The organism is Cupriavidus sp. 10L43_2, from assembly GCF_056395265.1.
Genome location: NZ_JBFTJE010000024.1, coordinates 1 through 22,732, shown reverse-complemented (window position 1 = coordinate 22,732; position 22,732 = coordinate 1). Strand labels below are relative to the sequence as shown.

The 22,732-nt window shown below is 70.0% G+C and carries 11 protein-coding genes; 8 read left to right on the top strand and 3 right to left on the bottom strand.

Annotation, left to right across the window (positions count from 1 at the left end; translation table 11 throughout):
* The first annotated feature begins 10 nt into the window (after positions 1 to 10).
* From AC1DEL_RS25175 to AC1DEL_RS25150, 6 genes are read left to right on the top strand one after another with little or no spacing between them, the layout of a single operon-like run.
* Positions 11 to 4,195, top strand: coding sequence for a hypothetical protein (locus AC1DEL_RS25175; protein ID WP_477125940.1), 4,185 nt, complete (start codon positions 11 to 13; stop codon positions 4,193 to 4,195).
* On the top strand, positions 4,185 to 5,003 hold the full coding sequence (locus AC1DEL_RS25170) for a hypothetical protein (protein WP_092296313.1): 819 nt from the start codon (positions 4,185 to 4,187) through the stop codon (positions 5,001 to 5,003). The genes AC1DEL_RS25175 and AC1DEL_RS25170 overlap by 11 nt, the downstream gene beginning before the upstream one ends.
* Positions 5,000 to 7,621 (top strand): hypothetical protein, encoded by a 2,622-nt coding sequence (locus AC1DEL_RS25165; protein ID WP_477125939.1) that lies wholly within the window; start codon positions 5,000 to 5,002, stop codon positions 7,619 to 7,621. The genes AC1DEL_RS25170 and AC1DEL_RS25165 overlap by 4 nt, the downstream gene beginning before the upstream one ends.
* The gene (locus tag AC1DEL_RS25160) at positions 7,618 to 10,572 is read left to right on the top strand and encodes a contractile injection system tape measure protein (protein WP_477159211.1); all 2,955 of its coding nucleotides are present in this window, start codon (positions 7,618 to 7,620) and stop codon (positions 10,570 to 10,572) included. The genes AC1DEL_RS25165 and AC1DEL_RS25160 overlap by 4 nt, the downstream gene beginning before the upstream one ends.
* Positions 10,556 to 11,944 (top strand): ATP-binding protein, encoded by a 1,389-nt coding sequence (locus AC1DEL_RS25155; protein ID WP_092296304.1) that lies wholly within the window; start codon positions 10,556 to 10,558, stop codon positions 11,942 to 11,944. Before AC1DEL_RS25160 ends, AC1DEL_RS25155 begins: the two co-directional genes overlap by 17 nt.
* Complete coding sequence (locus AC1DEL_RS25150; RefSeq protein ID WP_477125937.1) at positions 11,941 to 14,535, top strand: putative Ig domain-containing protein; 2,595 nt, start codon at positions 11,941 to 11,943, stop codon at positions 14,533 to 14,535. The genes AC1DEL_RS25155 and AC1DEL_RS25150 overlap by 4 nt, the downstream gene beginning before the upstream one ends.
* Before the next feature lie 18 nt (positions 14,536 to 14,553).
* Here AC1DEL_RS25150 and AC1DEL_RS25145 read toward each other — a convergent pair whose 3' ends face one another.
* Together AC1DEL_RS25145 and AC1DEL_RS25140 are read right to left on the bottom strand one after the other, a co-directional pair.
* Positions 14,554 to 15,198, bottom strand: a complete 645-nt coding sequence (locus AC1DEL_RS25145; protein WP_441593103.1) for a response regulator — start codon at positions 15,196 to 15,198, stop codon at positions 14,554 to 14,556.
* Positions 15,195 to 15,941, bottom strand: a complete 747-nt coding sequence (locus AC1DEL_RS25140; protein WP_177219950.1) for a sensor histidine kinase — start codon at positions 15,939 to 15,941, stop codon at positions 15,195 to 15,197. Before AC1DEL_RS25140 ends, AC1DEL_RS25145 begins: the two co-directional genes overlap by 4 nt.
* 366 nt (positions 15,942 to 16,307) lie before the next feature.
* Here AC1DEL_RS25140 and AC1DEL_RS25135 point away from each other — a divergent pair, with 366 nt between their 5' ends.
* The gene (locus AC1DEL_RS25135) at positions 16,308 to 18,575 is read left to right on the top strand and encodes an eCIS core domain-containing protein (protein ID WP_477125936.1); all 2,268 of its coding nucleotides are present in this window, start codon (positions 16,308 to 16,310) and stop codon (positions 18,573 to 18,575) included.
* A gap of 33 nt (positions 18,576 to 18,608) precedes the next feature.
* On the opposite strand, the gene AC1DEL_RS25130 is transcribed toward AC1DEL_RS25135, so the two are convergent.
* Positions 18,609 to 20,462 (bottom strand): hypothetical protein, encoded by a 1,854-nt coding sequence (locus AC1DEL_RS25130; RefSeq protein ID WP_477145038.1) that lies wholly within the window; start codon positions 20,460 to 20,462, stop codon positions 18,609 to 18,611.
* Between the two features lie 230 nt (positions 20,463 to 20,692).
* On the opposite strand from AC1DEL_RS25130, the gene AC1DEL_RS25125 reads away from it, so the two are divergent.
* Entirely contained in the window at positions 20,693 to 22,693 is a 2,001-nt protein-coding gene (locus tag AC1DEL_RS25125; RefSeq protein ID WP_477125934.1) for a lactonase family protein, read from the top strand.
* Positions 22,694 to 22,732: the final 39 nt, after the last annotated feature.

Sequence of the window (22,732 nt, the reverse complement as noted above, 5' to 3'; positions counted from 1 at the left end):
GCGGCGCGGTATGTCAAACGGTACGCGTCAGGAGGACCGCCTGGCCGATGCGCTCGCATCGCACCACCTGCTGCCGGACGAGTTCGGTCTGGCGGACCGCCTGCGTCTCACCCTGGCGCAGGCGCGCGGGTTGCGCTTCGGGGCGGGCGGCGACGCCAACTGGGATACCGTGCTGCGCCAGGACGAATCCATCCTGCTGGCCGAGCTGGCATCGTTCCCGCTTGAGCGTCTGGAACGGGATTTCCTGGCCGCGCTGGACAGCGAAGGCGAGGGCGCGCTGTGGGCGCGCATCTGGCAGCTGGTGCGCGCCTACGACGGCTGGTGCTGGTGGCTCGGCGGGCAGGGCGTGATCGCTCACGGCGTGGGGGACCAGCCGCCCGTGGCCGACGGCAACGGCATGGGCGATGCGCTACGCGAGGCGCTCTACGCACAGATCTCCCAGGGACTGGCGAGCGTGCTGCGCACCGGCATCGACGCCTTCGGCCACGGCGGCGGCACGCTGCACCCGGCCTGGGCGATGCCGGCCGGGCATGGCGCCCACGCCGACGCCCCCCTGGCCGGCACGTTGCCCGAAGACGATGCCGCCGCGCGGCGGCAATGGCTGCGCCGTGGCTGGCTGGCCATGCGGTTGGCCATCGCGCGGCTGCAGCCACTGGCACGCGCGCGGCTCGGGCCCAGCCTTGCCACCGGCCGGCACGAGCCCGCAATGGGCCTGCTTTTGACGGCGCTCCAGCTGTTCCAGTACAGCCGCGCGCCGTTGAACCGCTTTCCGGACCGGCTGATCGATTTCTACTACCGCGACGTGCTGCGCCTGTCCCCGCGCCCGGCGGTGCCCGAATCGGTGCACCTGCTGCTGGGCCGTGCGCCGCGTTATGCCGGGCCGGTCGATATCGACGCCGGTACGCGCTTCCTGGGCGGCAAGGACGCGCAGGGCCGCGCGCTGGCTTTCGCCGCCGATACCGCGCTGACGGTGACCGATACCGCGGTCGCCATGCTGTGCAGCCTGCGTGTGGCGCGCGACCCGAGCATTTCGCCTGAGCGGGAATTCGACTATCCCACGCGCATCCAGGTCGAAACGCTGCCGCTCCTGCCGCCCGAGGCCGCGTATGCCGAACGTGCGCCGTGGTGGCCGCTGCTGGGGGGCGCCGTGCGCGACTCGGCCGCGCAGGCGCACGACGCGCGGCTCGGCTTCGCCATTGCCTCCCCGCTGCTGCGGCTGCGCGAGGGCCAGCGCGAGATCCGCGTCCGGCTGCAGCTGTCGCATCCGGCCAGCGACGATCCGGCGCTGCAACGCGCATTGCGCACCGCGCACGCGGCGCGCACCGTCGACTGGCTCGCCGATCTGTTCCAGCGCTACGCGGCGCGGGAGCGCCAGCAGTTTCCGCCACGCCCACGTCCACGCGCAACGCCGGCCCCAGTGCCCGCTGAATCGTCCGAGCCCGCCACGCTGGCCCAGGAAGCCTGGGCGCGCTCGCCGGATTTCGGGTCCGACGTGCAACTGGCCTACCTGCTCGCGGCCTGCCTGGCCTGCGCCGATGCCGAGCGGTTCGCGGAACGGCTGGGACGGCTGTTCGCGGCCTGGCTCGTGGCAGGCGAGGAAGACCTGCGCGCCGCCGATCTCACCGCACTGCGCGCGCACGCCGCCAGGCTCGATCCGTCACGCGCGGGGCGCCGCGTGGAGATCGACGATCCGCTGATCCTGATCCACCCACCGCGCGACGCCGCGCAGGCCGGCGCGCTGCCGGACCGCGCGCTGATCTTCGAGCGGGTGTTCGCCGATGTCTGGCACGTCCAGTTGAGCGTGCCCACGGGTTGGCTGCGCATCGACACGGTCTTCACACGCCGGCGGCCCGGCAGCGGCGACCATGCCGGCGGGGCCATCGAACTGACGCTGCGGCTCGGCCCCGAGCAGCCCCCGGTGGTGCCGTGCCAGCCCGCCAGCCATGGCGCACCGTGGCCGGCGCAAGCCGTGCTCCAGTGCATGCTGCGCACGCAGAGCCGGCTCTTTGCGCACGGCCTGCTGGCGCAGTACGCGGTCCACGATATGCGCCTCAGCGTGAGCGTGCAGGACATGCGCGACGTGGTGCTTTACAACCAGCTTGGGCGCCTCGACCCCTCCAAACCGTTCCTGCCGTTCGGCCCGACGCCTGCCGTCGGCAGCCATCTGGTCCTGGGCAGCGCCGAGTTGGCCTGCAAGCCGCTACAGGCGCTGCAGGTCGACCTGAAATGGTCGGGCCTGCCCACCGCGCCGGGCGGCTTTCCCGAGCATTACGCAGGCTATCCCGGCGACTGGTCGGCCAGTGACTTCGGTGTCGGCGCGCAGGTGCTGACCGATGGGCAATGGCGCGGTGCGGATACTGCGGTGCTGTCGCTGTTCAGCACGCACGACGGCGATGGCCGCGGCGAGCGCCTGGTGCCCGGCCACCGGCTGGTGTTCCCGAGCACGGTGCTGCGCCGGTTCCAGCGCGCGGCCGCACCGGTCGCCCCGGGCCAGCCGTTCCAGTATGGCCTCGGCACGCGCGCCGGTTTCTTCCGATTCGATCTGAGCCAGCCCGCCGGCGCGTTTGGCCACGCGGCCTATCCGGCGCTCCTCGGCGCAGCGCTCACCCGCAATGCGCGGCGCAAGCGCGCCGGCCCGCTCCCGCGCGAACCCTACACGCCGGTGCTGGAAAGCCTGTCCCTGCGCTACCAGGCCAGCCAGGACATCGACCTCGTCGGGGAGCCGAACGGCGGCCATGTCGATGGGCTGGTGCAGGCGGCCTATCACCTGCATCCGTTCGGCGTTTCGCCGATGGCGCGAGCTGGCGGCCAGCCGCCCGCGCTGCTGCCGCGCTTCCCCCATGACGGCAATCTCTACATCGGCCTGTCCGGCGGCAATCCACAGGGGGCGCTGAGCCTGTTCTTCCACCTGCGCAGGGAGGCAGCGGCCGGGCGCTGGGCCGATGCCGAGCCAGCCTTGCATTGGGCGGCGTGGCGGGACGGTGGCTGGCAGCCGCTGCCGGCGCACGCGCTGGTCAGCGACGGCACGCAGGGCATGCTGCGCCCGGGCATCGTCCGGCTCAACCTGCCGGCCGGCATGGCGACGGACTGCCTCGCTGTGTCGCGTCCCGCCGGCCAGGCGTACTGGCTGCGGCTCAGTGCCGATTGGGGCTTCCTGCGGCTGGCGGGTCTCCATGGCGTGCACGCCCACGCCGTGCACGCCACGCGCTGTGCCCCGGCCGATGCCGGCATCGCCCCGGACGCGGTGCAGGTAGCCTTGCCGCCGGGCAGCATCGACCGCCCCGAGCGCAGCGTGCCGGGTCTCGGCGCGGTGGTGCAGGTCGGCCCGTCCGAGGGCTGGCGCGCCGCCGATCGCCCTGAGGCGGTGCGCCAGCGCGGTGCCGAGCGGTTGCGCCACAAGGCGCGCGCGGTCACGCGTTGGGACTACGAGCGGCTGGTGCTCGATGCCTTCCCGGCGGTGTGGAAGGCCAAGTGCTTCCCCCACCACGAGGTAACGATCGACGACGACACGGCGGCCAACCGCAGTACGCGCCATCGCCACCTTGCCAACCATCCCGGGCAGGTGCTGGTTGTGGTGGTGCCGCATCCGCATTCGGGCGACCTGTTTCGCAGCACCGAAGCCCCGCGCTTCGACGCCGCCGTGCTCGACGCCATGCAGCGCCACCTTCAGTCGTGTGCGCCGCCCGGCGCGGCCGTGCGGGTGCGCAACGCTGCCTACGAGCGCGCGCAGCTGCGCTGCATCGTGCAGCTGCGCGCCGACGCCCACCCCGGCGCGGCGGTGCGCCAATTGAACCGGGCGATCGTCGAATACCTGTCGCCGTGGCATGCGGATGGGCTCGGCGCGGAGTTCGACTGGAGCGTGCGCGCGGAGGCCGTGGAAGCGTTCCTGCGCGGCCAGCCCGGCGTGGCCGCCGTGGGCCGTGTRTCGATGCTCCATATCGTGCGCAACGACAGCCAGTTCAACGCGCTGCGCGACACCGCCACGCACGTGACCCACGGCGAGGCGCGCACGCTGCGCCCGGCGCAGCCGTGGAGCCTGCTGCTGCCCACGCGGCGTCACCTGATCGAGTTGCGCGACGAGGTCGGCCCGCTGGTGCCGCAGCGCACCGGCATCGCCCGGCTCGAGGTGGGCAATACCTTCATCGTGGGCCGTTCGCTGCCGACGTCTTCCGCGCAGGAGCGAGATGACCAGTAGGAACCGAGAATCCCTCAAACGCTATTTCCGCGAAGGCGCGCTGCCTGACGAGGACCATTTCGCCGATCTGATCGACTCGATGCTCAACATGAGCGACGAGGGCTTCCGCAAGACGGTGGAACATGGTTTCGAGGTCTATTCGCCGGTTGGTCACGATGCGTTGATCAGCTTCTTTCGCGACCAGGACCCCGAGCGGCCCGCTTGGCGCATCGGCTTCGGCGGTGAGCGCGACGCGCTGCTGGTGCAGGGCCGCGCGGCCGGTGCCGGTGAAGGGGAGGGCAAGGAGGAGGGCGAGGTGGGGCCGGCGCTGCTGTGCCTGGACCAGGCGCGGCGTATCGGCATCGGCACGGAGCAGCCTGCGGCCACGCTGGACGTGGCCGGAGCGGTGCGCAGCCGGGGGCGCCAGGGCGCGTTCGGGCGCACGCATGCGACCCCGCTGCGCGCCGACGGCACGTGGCAAGACCTGACCGACGACCTGGAGGGCTGTCAGGCGTTCGAGGTCATGGCCGGCGCGGGGCTGCGCGGCAAGGGCCGCTTCGGGATGGTCCACGCCATCGCCGTCAACACCTACAACCCCACGCTTGGACTGTTCGACTTCCTGAACCGCAAGCGCGGCATCCGCTGCACGCACGGCTACTACAGCCGCCGCTGCGACAAGCTCGAATTGCGCTGGACCGGCACCAGCGGGCGCAATGCCACGTACCGGTTGCAGATCCGCACCGGCTGCGATTTCGGGCCGGACGTGCAGATCCAGGCGCAGCTGACCCAGCTCTGGTTCGATCCGCACATGAGCGGAGGCCAGCCGTGAGCCGAACCAACCCCGCACCCATGACCGGGCCGATGTCGGGTCCGGGCGCTTCCACCGATCCGCCGCCACGCGGCACCGTGTTGCCACCCGGCGCAGTGGATGCCGACGCGCTCGGTACGGCCGCTATCGCACGGCTGTACGGCGACGCGCCGTTCAGCTATCCCGACCTGCGCGCGCGGGGCATTGCGCTCTCGCAGGCGGCCAGCGGCCAGCTCTGGACCGACTACAACCTCCACGACCCCGGCGTCACGCTGCTCGAGTCGCTGTGCTACGCGATGACCGAAGGCGTATTCGCCGCGGACGCCGACGTGGCCGACCTGCTGACCGCGCCCGATGGCCGCATCCATTACCGCCGCCACGCGCTCCACGGCGCGGAGGAAGCGTTGCCGTGCCGGCCGACCACCGAAGCCGACTGGCTGCGCTACCTGCTGGACCGCGTGCCGGCGGTACGCCAGTTGCGCCTGCGCATGCCCGCAGCGGACGGGCGATGGCAGATGGCGCTGCGCGTGGCTGATGGCGACGGCGAGGCCGCCGCGCGCGACACCGTGCGCGCCTACCTGGCCCAGCGCAACCTGGCCGAGGATCTCGATGGCGCACCCGGCATCCTGCGCCCGCGCTGGTGCGCGCTGGAGATCCGTCTCAGCGTGGAAGGCCCGCGCGAGCTTGGCGACATCCTCGTCGAACTGGTGCGCCGCTGTGCCGACATCGTCGGTGCCGCGCCGCCGCGCCAGCCAGTGCAGGCCCGCCTCGCCCAGCGCGACGCCCAGGGCCGCGTGCTGCCCACCGACGAACTGTTCGACGGCCCCGCCGTGCAGTGCGGCTGGATGGCCACGGAAGACCTTCGGCACGATCCGGCCAACCGGCTTTACTTCAGCGACCTCGCACGCGCACTCCGCGAGATCGACGGCGTGGCTGACATCAGCACGCTACGGCTCGTGCCACTTGACGCCCCGGCCACGGACGTTACCCATGACGAGGCCGGCGACAGCCTGCCGTGGCAGGGCCCGGACTGGGCGCTGCAATTGCGCTGGCCGGAAGATGCCGATGCGCTGGCACGCTGGGAAGTCAGCCGGCGCGGCAGCCGGCTCCATCTGGATACCCATGCCCTGCTGGTACGGCTGGCCGATGCTCGGCAGGCTGCGCGCGTCGCCCTGACAGCGCCACGTACGGCGCCGTATGCAGGCCAGTTGCTGCGGCGGCCCACCGGACACTACCTGCCCGATGCCCCCTACCTGTCGAGCTGGCACCACTTGCCATCGCTCTATCGGGAGGCTCACCTCGCGCCGAAGGCCGACCCGGCACGGCAGGCCCAGTTCGGCGCCTATCTTGCCCTGCTCGAACAATGGCTGGCGCACGGCAGCGCGCAGACCCAGCACCTGCGGGCACTGTTCAGCGTGGCACGCGCGTCGGCCGACAGCTACTGGTGGACGCCGCTGGACGCCACGCACATCCCCGGCCTGGCCGGGGTGCCGGCCGACACGCCGGCGGCCGTGCAGGCGGCGCTCGGCCAGGAAGACGACGCACCCGAGCGACGCAGTCGCGTGCTGGACCTGATGCTGGCGCTGCACGGCGAATCGTGCGACCAGCACAGCATCCAGCGATTCGGCGTGTACTACGATAGCGCCGCCTGGCAGGCCCATCTGCTGACTTGCAAGCGGCGCTTCGTTCAGCGGATCGTGCGCCATACGCGGGACCGCGCCGGCGGCTTCGACTACAGCCGCCCCTCACTGGGGCGGCGGGGCAATACCGCGCCGCTGCAGGAGCGCGTGGGGCTGCTGCTCGGCTTCGCCGAGACGCACAGCCGGCGCCTCGCGGGCGTGCTGGCGCGCCACGGGCTGGCCCTCGACGAACGCCCGCCGCACGTCGCCCAGCCGCCCATCGCCCCCGCCACCCGCCCGACACCCCAGGCGGGCGCGCCCGACCACCCCGAGCTGCTGGTGATGTACCCGCCGGCACGCGCGCGGCTTGTCGCGCATTACGAGGAAGACCTGGCCGAGCGCCAGGTGCATGAACGGCTGGCTTTTCACTTCCCGCAACTGGCGCCGCAGGCGCTGCCGGCAGCACTGTTCCGCTGCGCAGTTCATGCCGGGCGTTATCACCGCGTGGAAGGGGCATCGGGGCCGGAACTGTGGTTGGGGCCGGACGAAGCGGGCCATTGGTGGCCGCTGCCGGTGCGCGACGGACCCGGCGGCGTGCTGGCACCCGCGCTCTACCTGCATGAGCTGGCCTGCCGCGTGCAGCGCGAGGCGGAAGGTCTTCATCTGGTCGAACACATCCTGCTGCGCCCGCTGGGGCAGGGTGGCGGCCAGCCGGACGTGCCCGAAACCTTCTACGCCCACCGGATCAGCGTGGTGCTGCCGGGATGGACCGCACGCGGCGCGGACCGGAGCTTTCGCGATCTCGCAACGGAGACCATCGGGCTTGGCTGTCCGGCGCATGTCAAGCCGGACGTCCATTGGCTCGACACCACCGCGCTGGCCGCCTTCGAGCGGGAGTTCGCGGCATGGCTGGACGCCCGCATGGCCCACGCCCGCGACAGCGCCGCCGTGGCGCAGCTCGACGCCTGCGCCGCGCGGCTGCGGCGGCGGCTGGCCGCCCTGGCGGGAGACCCGCCATGAGGCAGGCGCATGCGATCGAGACGCTGACCTGGCACGCGCTGGGCTCCGACGACCGCGAGGCAGCGCGCGCCCATCAGGCCCGCCTCAGCGCGTTCCTGAACGGGCCCGGGCGGGCGACGATTGCCCGTGTGTTTTCGCGCCTCTCCGTGCCGGGCGAGGTGTGGCAAATTGAGCGGCTCGAAATCGACACCGGCCCGATGCCAGCGGATGGCAGCTTCGGCCAGTGGTCAGCCATTCTCGAGCGCCAACTGGCCGACGCGCTGCATCACACACTGCATAACGCGCGTCACGGCCAGCGCGGAGGGAGCATGCGTGCGGACGCCGCCGCGCTGGCCGGCATGGCGCCAAGGCCGGCGGACCACCAGCGGCTGGAGCACTTCCTCTTCTATCTGCGCCACGGACACCTGCCGTGGTCTCGCAGTGCGATGGCGGGGCGTGGGTTGTCGGCGTGGCTGGCCACGCTGGCACGGCGCACGGGGCCGCGCCTGTGGTCGTTGCTGCGCGCGCTGCGCCCCGCGGACTACGTGCTCGCGCGCCTGAGCCAGATCACGCCGTACCAGGGGTTGCAGGCGCTGGTGGCGATTCGCCATCGGGAACTGGCCGAGAGCCTCGACATGCTGGACGCGCAGATCCTCGCGCCGCTCCAGGCGCGCGGTCGCCTCAGCGCCTATCAAGTGCAGCAGCTGCAGCAGGCGTGGCGGGTGGCGGCGTTCCGCACGCTGTGGGACCGGCACGCCGGGCACCTTGGCGCAGATGGCATCCAGCGCTTGCGGCGCGAGCTTGGCGCCGCGCTGGCGCGGCAACTGGGGCAGGGCGGACTGGGCGCGTGGCGGCCCGCACGCCGGCAACCACCGGGCCGCGCCAACGATGCCGCGCTCGCCCCCCTGCTGTTTGCTGGCGTCATCGACACCGTGGCTCCCGGCGCGATGCTGGCCCCGGTGCCTGCGCGCCTCGCCCCAGGCATGCCGGGGGGCGCGCCCGAGCACGCGCGGCGACCGCTGGATGCCGCGCTGGAACGGCTTGGCACCGCACTGGACGGTAGCGTGCCACTGCACGGCGCGGCGCTGGAGGTGCTGCTGCAGGATCTGTATCGACGCGAACCCGACGTGCTGCGGGCCCGGCTGCGTGGGCTGGTGCTGCGGGACGGGCAGGCCGAACAGTGGCTGGCGCGGCACGGCGCGCCGCTGACTGGCCGTGTGCTGCGGGCGCTCGCACCGCGCGACGACGCGGCGCGCGGCGCGAGCCTCGGCGTGCACTGGGCCGAGTCGCTGCGGCAGTTTGCGCTGGCCGCGCTGGCCCGCCCGGCCGGCGTGGGCCGCGCCGCGCGACCCGGGGGCGTCTCGGCGCTGCAAGCGTGGCTCGCGGCGTACAGCCTGCGGCAACTGGCGCTGGGCGAGCGCGCACCGACCGACCAGCGTGGCTGGGAACGGCTGTGGCAGCGCGCGCTGCGGGCATGGCAGCCTGACCATCGCCCGTCGCGCCGCCCGGCGGCTTCAGTGGCTTCAGCGGCTGCAGCGGTTTCATCGGCGCCCATCCAGGCCGTTCCAGGCCCTCAGGCTGTCYAGGCCATGCAGGGATCGACGGCAAGGCCGGCGACGTATGCGCCACAGACGCCTCGTGCGTTGGCCGGCCGGCTCGACTGGGACGCGATTCACCGCATCGCTTCCCGCACACTGCGGATTGCCCATCTGCTCGCCTTGCCGCAGCGTCCCGCCGCGCGGCGGGACTGGATGGTGCGGCGGCAGGCGACGAGCTGGTTGGCCGATCCCGCGCTGTGTGCCGACTGGATTGCGGTGACGCGGCCCACACAGCGCTGGGCGCTGTTGGGCGTGCTGTTCCCGCGCGAGCTTGGCACGTTGCGCGAGGCCAGCGCCGCGTTGGCGCAGACCGCGGCGCTGCTGGGTCCCGACCTCTCGGCAGCGGCGCGGGCGCGCAGCCACTGGCGCTTTCTCGCACACCATGTGCTGGTGGAGCAGCGGCCGATCACGGCGGCATCGCTCGCGCGGCGCCATGCCTTGTACCTGTATCGCGAGCAGGGCCACGGCGCAGGGGCGCTTGGCCAGTGGCTGCGGCGTGTGGCGCAGGCCAGTGCCAGGCCGGAGGCGCCCGAAGCCACGCCCCCGCTTGCGCCGCCGGTGAAGCTGGCGAAGCTGGGGCAGTGGGGTCGGCTGGGGCGCTGGTGGCGGCGTGGGCATGCAGCCCCGGCGTCCTTGCCGGCGCCAGCCCTGCCTGCAGGCGCCATCCGTGCCTTGCACGCTGCACCCACCGAAACCGAGCAATGGGAAGCCCGCCAGCCACTGGACTGGCCGCTTCCGCCATCGACAAGGAATTCACCCGTGGCCGACCGCCCAACCCCTCCGGCGCCGGCGCGCCCCGAAGCCGCCGTGCTGGCCGAACTCGCCGCGCTGGAAGCCGCCATCGCAACGGGCACGCATTACGTGTCCGATGCCGGGCTCGTGTTGCTGGCCAACTATAGCCAGCAACTGTTCCGCATGCTGGACCTGCTCGACGGTCCGCGCCTGCGCGATGCGCGGGCGGCATCGAAGGCGGTGCGCTGTCTGGCGTGGCTGGCGCACGGTCACGACGACGCCAGCGAGCCCGAGTGCATCCTGCCGAAGCTGCTTTGCGGCATGCCGCTCGGCGAGCCGCTGTCCGCGCCTGCGGAAGGCCCGACCTGGCTCGACACGGAGACGCGCGCGGTACTCGACAGCCTGCTGGGCGCGGTGATCGCCCACTGGAAGACGATCGGCCAGACCTCCCCGGATGGCCTGCGCGAGACGTTCCTGCGCCGCGAAGGCCGGTTGGTGCGCGAGGAAGCCGCCGCCGGCACGCACTGGCGCCTGGTGGTACGGCCTGCGCCGTTCGACATGCTGCTGGACCGCCTGCCGTGGTCGTACGCCACCATCAAGCTGCCCTGGATGCAGGAGGCGCTGTATGTCGACTGGCGCTGAGGTGGACATTGCCCTGCACGCCGAGGCGTTGCGGCGCGAACTGGACTGGCTTGTCGCCGCGCTCGATGCCCGCTTCCGGCAGCATTTCGCGCAGCCGGCCGGGGCGTCTCCCGCAGCGCATGGCGACGCGACCGAGGTGGCGCCGGACGTGCCGCCGCCGCCCGCGCTGCCCGCCGGCAGCGCGTTGTCCGTCATCGTGACGCAGCACGGGCTCGCGGCCCACGAGCGGCTGGTGCTGGCGCTGGCGCTGGCACCGCACCTGCGGCCCTCTGCGCTCGACCTGTTTTTCGTCAAGAACCGCGATTTCGACCGGGGCTTCACTGAATTCGGCGGCAGTCGGGCGCAGCACCACGGCGGCTTCCTGCCGAGCGGGGAAACGGCCATCTTCCTGCTGGCTGGCGAGGACCTGGCCGCCCGGATCGCCGCGCTGGCCCTGTTCGACCCCGATCATGCGTTTGCGCAAGCAGGCCTGCTGCAGCTCGATGGGGAGATCGGTGGCGAACCGCAGTTGAGCGGCGCGCTGCGCGTCAGCGCCGAGACGCTCCAGCGCCTGCAGACCGGCGTCTGGCACAAACCCGACTACAACGCGCAGTTTCCGGCGCGGCGCATCGCCACGGCGCTGGCGTGGGACGACCTCGTGCTCGCGCCGGACGTGATGGACGAGATCGAGATCGTGCGCACCTGGCTGCGCGACGGCCCGGCCCTGATGGAGACCTGGGGCCTTGCCAGGACCGTCAAACCCGGCTACCGCTGCCTGTTCTACGGCCCACCCGGCACCGGCAAGACGCTGACCGCCACGCTGCTGGGGCAGGACGCGGGCGTGGACGTGTACCGGATCGACCTGTCGATGGTGGTCTCCAAGTACATCGGCGAAACCGAGAAGAACCTTGCGCGCGTGTTCGACCAGGCGCAGAGCCGGCGCTGGGTGCTGTTCTTCGACGAGGCGGACGCGCTGTTCGGCAAGCGCTCTGCCACGCAGAGCAGCAACGACCGCCACGCGAACCAGGAAGTGGCCTACCTGCTCCAGCGCGTGGAGGACTTCCCGGGCACAGTGATCCTGGCCACCAATTTGCGCGGGAACCTCGACGAGGCCTTCTCGCGCCGCTTTCAGTCGATGATCTATTTCCCGATGCCTGATGCAACCCAGCGGCTGCGGCTGTGGCGCAGCCTGATCCGCGAGCCGGGGCGGCTTGCGGCCGATATCGATTTGCCGGAGCTGGCCGAGCGGCATGAGCTGTCTGGCGGGGCCATGGTCAACGTGCTGCGCTTCGCCGCCTTGCAGGCCCATCGGGAGGGCGCGGTGCAGATTGGGGCCGGGCATCTGTTGCACGGCATCGCGCGCGAGCTGCGCAAGGAAGGGAGGACACCATGAGGCCAGCGCGGCGGGGTCTTGCGGCGGCGCTATTCGCGGCCGGGCTCGGGTTGCTCTGGCCTGCCCCGGCGGCAACGCCGGGGCAGGCATCGGCCGGGGTGGCCCCGCCTGCCCCGGCTTCCGTGCCGGCTTCGGCTGCCGTGGCGGTGCCGGCGTCCGCGCCGGCCGGTGCGCCGCTGGCGGTGGTGACGGTGGTCGCCTCGGCGCCGGCTGCGCTGTCGTGCGCGGTGGCGCCGGGCCAGCCCGTGCCCGATCAGTGCATTGCCGATGCCGACCCGCTGTCGTTCGAAAAGACGGCTGTGACCACGCTGCCGGCGGCGGTAGAGAACCTGCCGTATACGTACCGCTTCCGCGCCACGGGTGGCGAGCCGCCCTACGTGTTCCGCGCGGCTGACAACGGCTTGCCGGAGGGCCTGGCGCTCGATGCGGCCGGTAACGTGCAGGGTGCCACGGCGAGACGCGGCCGGCACACCTTCCTGGTCGAACTGCGCGACCGCTGGGGACAAGGCGTGCGCCAGCGCTTTGCGCTGAACGTGGTCGGGCCGCGCGCGCCGTCGCCGGCACGGCCGGCTTCCACGCCCGCCGCCGATCCGCCGATCCAGACCGTGCCGATCGCGGCCACGCAAACCCCGCTGCGAGGGCGCACGCTGATCGATACGTGGCTGCTGACCGAGGCTGTGCTCGGCAAGATCGCCCCGCCCGCGGCACCGCCGGCGCCGGAGGGCGAGGCCGAAGGCGAGGGGGCGGGCCCATCGACGCCCCCGGCGCCCCCGGCACCACCGGCGCCAGACCCCGATGGCCTCGACGAACTGAGCGAGGCCGGCGCCAGCCAACTGGCCACACTGTTGCAGCCGTTGGTCAATGTGGAATACCCGACGCGCGCGCTGTTCACCGCGGCCCTCGATGCGCGTGTCTGCACCTACGCGGCGGAGCTGACCGCCAAGGTCGCGCTCGATACCGGCAAGGCCGCCCCCGGTGCCGCGCAGTGGCGCGAGCGCTGCCTCACGGCATGGCAGGGCCCGCCGCCGAAGACGCCGCCCCAACTGGCCGAGACGCCGGTCAAGTGGCAGGACCTGCCGGCTACGCTGCTGCCGCCGCGCGTGCGCGCCTGGCTGGTCGAGCAGGCCATGACCAGCCACGATGCCGCCAAGGCCGTGGCACCGGGCTGGTCAGGCACCGGCTGCAACTGCTTCGTGTCCGAGTCCACCGGCAAGGTCTATGGCATGGTGCCGAACTGGAGCGATCCGAAGACCGGGCCAAAGACCGACTTCGGGCTCTATGACCGGCTGGTCGGCTATGCGCAGCCGTTCGACGAGGACGGCAACGTCACGCCCCTCGCGCCCGATGCGGCGCAGATCGACTTCCTGCGTGCGATCCACCGTTATGGCAGCAAGCTGGACGTGACGCTCTATCGCAAGGACTGGCAGTTTCTGCTGCGCCTGCCCGAGACGCAGCGGCGGCGCGTGGCCGAGGAGGCCGCACGGCAGGCGCTGCGGCTGATCGACACGCCGCTCCGGCGGCTGGACACCCGCTGGGAGGACCGCGTTCCCGGGCTGGCTGGCGAGAGCCATGTCGGCGACGGCATCACGCTGTTCCTCGACCAACCGCCGTTGCCCGGCGATGCGCGCTACGCCGCGTTCGACGACTTCCGCAACCGTCTGGTGCACGCGCTGATTGCCGAGATGCGCCAGCGCCACCGCCACTACACGCTGAACCTGATGGTCCAGGCGGCGGACCTCGTGCCTGCGCTGCGCCACGGCGACGAGCCGGCCACTGCTACGGCGCCCAAGCCGTCCAATCCGCCCACGCCCGCCGCACGGGGCAGGGCGCCTCCGCCGCCGGCGCCGCCGGCTGACCCTCCCTCTGCTACCTGGACCTTCGACGGGCTGCTCGACTATCTGGTGCGCGCCGAGGATCCGCCGTTCCGGGATGGTCGCATCGCCGTGGGCGCGGGTGGCTATCGATCCCACACCAATGTCACCGTGCGTTACCTGGTGGCGCTGCCGGAGCCGACCACGCTGAGCAAGAAGACGCTGCGCGAGGCCGTGGAGAGCACGCCGGCGCTGGCCGGCACCAACCGGGCAATCCTGATGCGGCGCATCCTGCCGCTGGTGTCGGTGGGCAGCAGCCAGGCGCAGCAGATGAGCGACGACATGGCTTACTTCAACGACAACTTCGGCGGGGTGGCGCTGTGGCCGCAGCCGGTGGCCGATGCCACGTTCACCCACCTGGTGGAAACCACCTTGCGTGGCACCATCCTGGCGGGCGAGACGCGCGAGGGCGCGCTGTGCAATCTGGTCTGCGACTGGCGCTGGGCGCTGCGCGCGGCGTTCTGGCTGCTGCTCGGCATCGCGGCCGTGTCGTTGGCCGCGTTGCTCCTCTCGTGCCGTATGCGCGCGCTGGGCCGGCCGTACCAGCTTTATGTCGTGGTGGCGGGCATTGTGCCGCTGGTGATCGGCGGGCTGCTGTTGCGCTGCGATCCCGACCTCGCTTCCGCGAACTTCAGCAACCAGCTGCTTTTCGCGGTACTGGCGGTGGTGATCGTCGCGCTGCTGGTGCCGCTGCTCAAGCCCAAAGTGCAGAGGCCCTGAGCCATGGCGAAGCGCTTGCTACTGGCTCAGGCCCTCGCGCATCGCGTAGCGCGTCAGCTCGGCGATGCTGCGGATGCCGAGCTTGCGGAAGGTGTTCTCGCGATGGCTGGCGATGGTTTTGTCGCTGAGAAACAGCAGGCGGGCGATCGACTTGGTGCTGTGCCCCTCGGCAAACAGCTGCGCGATCTGGCGCTCGCGCGCGGTCAGCTGCGGCAGCCGCAGCGGCACCTCCACGGCGGCGGGGCTGCGCGCGGCGTGGAGCACGCCGCCGATCAGCTCGCCGCTCAGGTAGACCTGGTTAGCCATCACGCGGCGCACGGCGCGGGCCAGTTCGTCGTAGGAGTTTTCCTTCAGCACATAGCCCGATGCGCCGGCGTCGAGCGCCGCGATGACTTCCTGGTGCTGGTTGTTGACGGACAGGCACAGCATCTTGCACGGCATGGACTCGGCGGCCAGCCGGCGGATGGCCTCCATGCCGTTCATGATCGGCATGCCGATGTCGAGGATCGCCACGTCCGGCCGGACCGAGCGCACCAGGTGAAGCAACTCGATGCCGTTGCGGGCCTGGGCCAGCACTTCCATGTCGGCTTCACGCTGCAGCAGTGCGATCAGGCCCTCGCGGATCATCGCGTGGTCGTCGGCGACCACGATGCGGATGGTCATGGCGCGCCCGCGCCCGGCCAGCGGACGCGCGCGCGCACGCCCCGGCCTGGCGCAGTCTCGAGAGCGAGTTCCGCCCCGACCTGGCGCAGCGCGCCCGGCAGCCCGCGCAAGCCGCAGTGGCCGCGCGCGGGCTGGTGGAGCAGGGCGGCGTCGAAGCCGGGGCCGTCATCGGCGATCGTAATGTCGATGGCGCCATCGACCCCGCGCAGGGCCAGCGCCACGCGCGCCCCCGACGCATGCTTGCCGGCGTTGGCGAGCAGCTCGCGTATCGCGCGCAACAGCACACGTGCCACCGCCGCTGGCGGATCGGCGGGCAGCGGCGCCGCATCGACATCGATATGGATACCCTGCCGGCTCTGCTGCCGCGCGGCCTCTACGATCCGCGCGCATTGCACCGGAAACGCGCATGGGGGCTCCGGGGCTGCCGGCGTGGCCGCATCGAGCAGGCCGGCAATCACGTCGCGCGTGGTGCGCAGTGCGTCCTTGACGAGTTGGCGGCCGTGGCGCAGCGCCGCGTCGCGCGGGTCGCTGCTCGTGCTTGCGGCAGCGGCGGCGGCTCCCTGGGTGGCCGTGTCGATCTGGATCAGCGCGAACGAGAGGCGTTGCGCAAGGTCGTCGTGCAATGTCTGGGCCAGGGCCGCGCGGGCGGCGGGGTCAAGCGCGGTATGGCTGCCCCGATGGTAAGAGACGGCACGCAAATCGTCGAAGTGCGATGCCGGCACAGGCAATGAACCACTCATCATTCGTCCGAATTCCCGAAAAGACTCAACAGCTCTCCGGCAATGCCTTTGCATTGGACGCATGGTTGCGGCGCCGTCAGCCGGGATTTTGGCCGGCCTCGTACAGGATGGAACCTGGGGGCCGACGCGTATCGGACAGTACTATAGATCGCGTACCCGCTGCGCATCCTGCGGAAAAAACGCGTAAAACAACGAGCGATTTCTTCTTGTTTAATCGAGATGTAAGCGGCGTTTAATCCCGTATCGCGCCGCGATAGCGGGGCGCTTAGTCCCTGGCGCCTCCGACCACTTCATGTGACATCGTCGCGTGACATTCGATTGACTAGTATTGGATCCACCCTCAAGTAGACGGAAGAAGACGGACCTGCCATGCGCCTGAAAGTGGAAAAGCCCCATCGCCCCGAAGCCAGCCACGCATCGCCGCGCGCGCGACGGGAGCCTGAGAACGCCCACGACGCCATGCACGACGGGCGCCTGCAGGCGCCCGTCCAGCGGCAGGCCCAGGACCTCGCCAGCCATGGCGAGCGCGCTAACGCGCTGCGGGACCGGCAGGCGATGGCCGATGCGCGGTCCGATGGCCTGCCGGCACAGCTGAAGTCGGGGATCGAAGCGCTCTCGGGCATGTCAATGGACCACGTGAAGGTTCATTACAACTCGCCAGCGCCGGCGCGCGCGCAGGCATTGGCTTATGCCCAGGGCCACGACATTCATCTGGCGGCCGGTCAGGCGCATCACTTGCCCCACGAGGCGTGGCACGTCGTGCAACAGGCGCAAGGCCGCGTGCAGCCCACACGCCAGCTCAAGGCGGGAATTCCCGTCAATGATGACGAAGCTCTCGAGCGGGAGGCTGACCGGATGGGCAGCCTGGCGCTGGCAGGGGGGCAGGGCACGGCAGCGCCCCGGTCTGGCGTGGCGGCCGCGCACGGGGCTATCCAGCGAAAGCCAGACGCGTATGGCGACGTCGAGCATGCGACAAAGAAGGCCGGCAAGCAGGCGGAGGGCCATCCCGAGGCGCCGCTCGATGCCTCGCTCAAGTTCCAGCGTTTCCGCAAGCTGAACCGCCTTGCCGGCGCGCTCTACCAGAACCGGGCGGTGCCCCATATCGACCCGGTGGTGACGGGGCTGAAGACCTTCCTGGTGACCGTCGATACCGATCTCGGCCTCACCGAGGCGACCATGCCGGCCGATGACGGCATTCACCGCGACAGCGTCAGCGCACTCCAGGAGGCCGTGAAGCCGGACACCGCCCTCACGCCGCAGGACTACGAGGCATACAGTTTGCTCGGGCCGCTCGATTTCTGGCTCGAGAACCAGCACAGCTCGGACGATGTCCAGCTTGAACTGCGCAAGCTGCGCCTGAGAATGGCCGAGCGCCCCGGCGTCAGCATCGTCGCGCATCGCGGCCATGGTCCCACCAACCGCACGCGCGGCGGGCTGATCCGCCAGACCGATCTGCGCCGCACCGGCAACCCCGCGGAAAACTCGAAGTCGGCGTTCGACGCGGCCTATGCCCAGACCACGCGCACCCCCACGGCACCGTCGCTGGACGGTATCGAGTGCGATGTCTTCCTGTCGCAGGACGATGTGCCGATCCTCAGCCACGAAGGCAACATCAAGGAACAGCTCTCTGACGCGCAAAAATTGGTGCACCACGCACTGGTTGGCGACAACACGCATATCGAGGACCTGACCGCTGCCCAGCTGACCGGCATCCAGCGCACCGCCAGTGCCGACAGCGCATTCCTGACATTGAGGGGCTTCCTCGACGGCACGCTTGGCGTCGCGCAGTCTTACTTCACGGCCAGTGGCAAGCCGCTGCGGGTGGAAATCGAAATGAAGGGACACCAGGCCGACGAGAAGATCACGGCGGCAACCAACCTGATCACGGGGCCGAATGCGAAGCAGCGCAAAAAGGATGAGAAGACGCGGCTGGAGGCCGAATACAGCGGCAAGCTGGAGGGTGCGGTCGCCAAGGCCATCAGCCAGTTCAAGAAGGCGCATCCCGAGCCCTGGTGGGAAATTATCCTGTTCAACAATTCGCCCGATGCGGCGAAGCGCTTCGACGACCTTCGCAAGAAAAAGCCGCACCTGGGCCAGATCTACACCGGACTCGGCTCGAACAACACCGTCCATGGTGCCGACGCCCGGGTGGACGAACTGCGCATGGCGGCATCGGGCGAAAACCTGGCGCTCATGAAGGGCAACAAGAACTTCATCGTGACCTATGTGCCCGGGGCGGAACGCGCGGCGGAAACCCCCGACGCGCCTCTGGGCGACCTTGATTTCGCGCCCACCCAGAAGCCCGAGTATGTGGACCGGGTCAACAACGAGATGCGAGACACCACGGGGGCCCAGTCGACCATCATCTATCGGATTCTGGCCGAGACGGCCGGCGCGAAGAACGTGCACCTGCTCACGGACATGCCCCGCAACGCCGGATACTACAAGGGCATGCAGGCGCTGGCGGCGGACCTGAACGGCAAGGCGCCGAATGCGATGCATATCGCCTGGAACGGGCTGCGGGAGGACCAGAAAACGGCCGTGCGGACGCTGGTGCTGGTCTCCCCGGAGACCTATCCGGAGGCCTACCGGCGGATCTTCCACCACCAGCGGCGACGCGGAAAGCGGGGGCTGTGACAGGGCGCCACCGCTGGCGCCCGGCGTCTGCTTCTAGTCGTCCAGGTAGGCCGTGAGCGATTTCTCGCTGCCCACGGGCCCGAAGATCGGCTTGTGGGCCTTCGTGGCCTTCCAGCGCTTGCTTGCCGTGCGCTTCTCGCGCAGCGACTTGACCGAGGTGTCGGTGTAGAACTGGTCGAGATTCACCTGCAGGTCGGACAGCATCGTGAGCTTGTCCTCCAGCGCCTGGCGCTCGTCTGTGTCCACGGTCTTGTCGAGTTCCATCTCCAGACCAGTCTCCATCTTGTCGATCAGGGCTTTCTTGCGCTTCAGGTAGTCGGACTCCAGCCGCGTGACGTGGAAGTCCGTACCGTGCTGCTGGTTCGCCCATTCGACGCGCCGCTTCAGCAGCTTGCGGCGCTTCGTATGCTTGCGGTCGCGCTCCTCGGCGGTTTTACGGCCGGGGCGCGCCGGGCGCGCCGAGTCCATTTCGTCGATCAGCTGCTTCTGCGAAGCCACCTTGGAAAGCGTGGCCAGACTGACCGTGAACAAGTCCATCCTCGGCTTGTTCTGGAAGATGTTCTCATCGACGTCCATGACGCTGGCGTCGCTGTGCGTCCCATAGTCTTCTGCATCGGACTGGTCATCGTCCGACTCCTCGCCGCGGGTGCTGAACTTCGGGAAGCCGAGCGTGTTCTGCACGTAGGTGGTTGCCTCGTCCGGCGTCGTCAGATGCGTGCCGTCCATCTGGGTCATCTGCTGGGCGAAGGCGTTGTTCAGGTGCAGCCGCTGGGTGAAGAAATTCTCCGGGGAGGGCGCCTTGTTTTCCGGCAGGGCCCGATAGGCGAGTTCTAGGATCTGCTTGGTGCAGAGGAAAACGGCCTTGTAGGTGGCACCGTCGAGGGTGCTCTGGGGCAGCGGCCGGTTGACATCCATCAGTGCGGAGAACGCCAGCTCGGGCTGGTCCGGTTCGGTGGGCTTGGGGGGCAGGGTCCTGCCGAAGCCGTGGCTGGCGTCGTGCACCAGCATGGCCTTGGACTTTTCCAGCTCGAACTGGCGGAACCGGTTTTGCCCGGCCTCCTCGTCGGTCGGGCCCTGCTTCCGGCGCCCCTTCAGTTGCGGATGATTGAACGCCTGATATTGCAGGGCATGCTGCACCATCAATTGGATGTCGGCGTCCATCCGGACATCGACATGGAGCTTCATGCGCTCGAAATTGTCCACCGCGGCCTGGGCGGCCTGCTTGGCCTGTTCGGGATCCATGCCCTGGGTGGCCGCTGCAAGGATCGAATGGAGGTCGACGTACGAGAAATCGCCCACCGGATCGGCCTCCACGGCCTCTGTATCCGAGTCGTCGTCGCTACGCTTGCGCTTCTTCTTGTTTTCCGCTTTGGTCTTCGCCTCCTGCTCTTCTTGCGCCAGATGCCGATGGGTCCGCGAGCGCGCTTCCGGATAAGACGCGTCCACGTTCCGGGTGGTATGCAGGCGGCGGCCAATCTGTTTCAGCGCGAACCGTTCCAGGCGGGGGTCGTCGAGCTTGTCGAGGAGTTCATGCGTGTTCAGCGTGCCATGGTCGCCCTTGGTGGCGAGCGCAACCAAGGCGGCGATCTGACTGGGCGTGGCCTCGTCGCCATAGAGTTCCCTGGCGAGCTTCCCTGCGGCGGCCCGGCTGCTGATGTCGCGCAATTCCTCATCCTTCTTGTAGACGAACTTGCCTTGCAGGACCGGAGACGTGCCGGCGGCAGTCAGCGACGCGAGCGCCTGGCGCTGATGCAACTGCCGGGGCGAGCGGTCGACCAGCGCCTGCCGGCCGCCCGCCGCCACCGGCGTCGCCGATCGCTCGGCGGAGCCGGGTTCCGTGGCATGAGGATCAGGGGCCTTTTTCTGCCTCGTCAGGGATTCACGCATTGGGATCGCTGGAAGGTTGGGATTGCCGAGGACACTAGCAGGCCGCTCGCGTGTTGTCCACGAGGGCCGTGGTGGGTATTCGATGCGCTCGCACCAGCCACCCCCCGATTGGGGGATGTGGCATATCGCCGGCGCTGATAGAGTCGCGCGCAAGCTGCCCCGTTGAGGGCGCAAGTGGCCGCCGGCTCAAGGCTTGGGCGGCCCTCTCTATATAGATACGGGTTGGGGCCATGTTCTCACACGCTATTGCCGGCGCGCGCGCTGCCGGCCTTGCCTTGCTCGCCGCGGCCTTGCTCGCCGCCTGCGGCTCCGATGATCCCCCCGAAAGCCCGACCGTCACGCCCGCGGCAGCGCGCCTGGTGGTCGACACCGGCAGCGCCGCGCCGGTGGCGGGTGGCACGCTGACGCTCAAGGCGACGCTGCTGGCCGCCGACGGCACCGAGGTGAAGGGCGCGAGCTTCGCCTGGACGTCTTCCGATCCGGCCGTGGCCACCGTGGCGAGCGCCTCGGACAAGGCGCCAGCCGCCTCGGCATCGGTCATGGGGCCGGTCGGCACCTACGCCACGATCCAGACCCTGGCCGCCGGCGCGGCCAACATCACGGCCACGGCGACGCTGGCCGATGGCAGCCGCATCAGCAGCATCACCCATCTGGTGGTGCAGGCCGCGCCCGCCAAGTCGTACACCCTTGTGCTGACCCCGGCGAGTCTGGTCGTGACGGCCGGCGGCGCCGCGCAGACCGTGACCGTCGCCGTGCGCCGCTCGGACGGCGTGGACGGGGCAGGGGATCTCACCAACTGGGCGTGGACAACGGATGGCGCCAGCTTCGTGGCCACCCCAGCCGCCGACGGCCACAGCGCCCAGGTGGCGAGCCCTGTCTCGGCCGTCGCCGCCGCAGCCGGCGTGCTGACGGCCTGCGCCGACGCCCCGGCTGGCGGACGGCTGTGCGCCAATGCGGCGCTGTCGCGAGGCGCTGCACCGACGATCTACACCGTGGGCGGCACCGTGTCGGGCCTGGCTGCGGGCAAGAGCCTGCAACTGGCCGACACCAATGGCGACACCCAGGTCGTCAATGCCAACGGCAGTTTCGCGATGCCGGCTTCGCGCGCTGTCGGCACGGCCTACAACGTCACCGTGGCCGGCCAACCCGCCGGGCAGACCTGCACGGTGGGCAATGGCAGCGGCACGCTCGCGGCGGCCAGCGTGACCAACATTGCGATCACCTGTGTGCAGGCGCAGTTTGCCGTGGTGGCCAACAGCACAGACCGCACCTTATCTGTCTACCGGATCGACCCGATCAGCGGCGCGCTCGCCGCGGTGCAAGGTAGTCCGTTTGCGGCCACGGGGCAGATCGCCGATCTCGCCTTTTTGCCGTCGGGACGGGTAGCGTACGCGCTGATGCGAGACACAGACAGATTGATGCCATTTGCGCTGGACCCGGCATCCGGCGTTTTGGAAGCCGTGCCAGCTGCCGCGATACCGAGTCCAATCGCGGGAGTTAGAACCATCGCCGTGTCGCCCTCTGGGCAGTCGTTCTACGTAGGCTTGGATTCTGGCTGGACATTTCGGTACGACGTGGATGCCGCCAGTGGTATGCCGCGTGGCTGGACTAGCAACATCAAGGTGGGATCCGCAACGCAGGCGGGGACGGCTATCGCGATTTCACCCGACGAACAGTGGATCTACGTGGCCGGCACGAGTGCGGATGCGGTCACGACGTTGCGGGGCGATCTTTATATCGGATTTTTTGCTGACACGCCTTCCGGAGGCATCGGACCGAATGCGGCTGTGCTTTCGCCGAACGGGGCGTTTCTCTATACCCCTAACATGGGCAGCGGCACCGTCGGCGTTCATGCACTGGCTGCCGGTTCTGGCCTCATTGTCGGTACCAACGCGTTTGCAGTGGGTTCGGCGCCGACCGATATCGCGATGGCACCTTCCGGCCAGTTTGCCTACGTGGCCAACAGCGGCAGCAACAATATTTCGTCTCTTCAGATCGATGCCACAACAGGCATGCCGACAACGGCTCCGGTGAATGTTGCTGCCGGGATAGGCACCCAAAGGCTGCGCGTGACGCCGAACGGGAAGTTTCTGTACGCGCCGGCGCTCAATGGATCGGTCTACGGCTACGCGATTAACGGGACGAGCGGTGCCTTGACCGCGGTGCCGGGCAGCCCATTCCCCACCGGCAACGGCAACGTGGCGATCGCCATTGTCGAGCCGAGGCCCTGAGGAGAGGCGGGCCGGTTGCGGTTCCAGCAGGACCGCAAC

Bases quoted from the DNA above. Each gene is read 5' to 3' on its own strand.
- AC1DEL_RS25170 (WP_092296313.1), top strand. From the start codon at position 4,185: ATGACCAGTAGGAACCGAGAATCCCTCAAACGCTATTTCCGCGAAGGC.
- AC1DEL_RS25155 (WP_092296304.1), top strand. From the start codon at position 10,556: ATGTCGACTGGCGCTGAGGTGGACATTGCCCTGCACGCCGAGGCGTTG.
- AC1DEL_RS25150 (WP_477125937.1), top strand. From the start codon at position 11,941: ATGAGGCCAGCGCGGCGGGGTCTTGCGGCGGCGCTATTCGCGGCCGGG.
- AC1DEL_RS25145 (WP_441593103.1), bottom strand. From the start codon at position 15,198: ATGACCATCCGCATCGTGGTCGCCGACGACCACGCGATGATCCGCGAG.
- AC1DEL_RS25140 (WP_177219950.1), bottom strand. From the start codon at position 15,941: ATGATGAGTGGTTCATTGCCTGTGCCGGCATCGCACTTCGACGATTTG.
- AC1DEL_RS25135 (WP_477125936.1), top strand. From the start codon at position 16,308: ATGCGCCTGAAAGTGGAAAAGCCCCATCGCCCCGAAGCCAGCCACGCA.
- AC1DEL_RS25130 (WP_477145038.1), bottom strand. From the start codon at position 20,462: ATGCGTGAATCCCTGACGAGGCAGAAAAAGGCCCCTGATCCTCATGCC.
- AC1DEL_RS25125 (WP_477125934.1), top strand. From the start codon at position 20,693: ATGTTCTCACACGCTATTGCCGGCGCGCGCGCTGCCGGCCTTGCCTTG.